The organism is Dellaglioa sp. CoH-55-MRSF-8 (assembly GCF_056782195.1).
The window spans coordinates 1-318 of the sequence record NZ_JBXAYH010000149.1; the positions used below are offsets into that span (position 1 = coordinate 1).

Annotated in this window: 1 protein-coding gene; it reads right to left on the bottom strand. The window is 51.3% G+C overall.

The window, feature by feature from the left end:
* A partial coding sequence (locus AC1RPW_RS08310; RefSeq protein ID WP_481769492.1) for a hypothetical protein occupies nt 1–289 on the bottom strand: 289 nt, incomplete at its 3' end.
* Nucleotides 290–318 lie beyond the last annotated feature (29 nt).

The window sequence follows — 318 nt, forward strand, 5'->3', positions numbered from 1 at the left end:
GGGTTTTAGTAAGCACTCCCTTGCGGCTGTCCGGATGTCTAATGGCGCGCACTATGTCGTGGAGCTGAGCTGTCGTCATGTTCAGCTCAGCCATCTTTTCCTTGAGTCCCACCAACTCAGTGTCGGGGATCAATAGACCCTTGGCCAGCTGATGCTTAGACGGCATTTCGCGATCTAGCGTCAGTGGAACGATAGTCAGTTTTTGGTAGCGCTCGGTGATAACACGATTAGCACGGCCGAAGCCTCCCTTGAGATGCCTATCCAAAAACGGTATCGTGATATTGTTCACCTGACACCCTTCCATCTTAAGAAGATGGT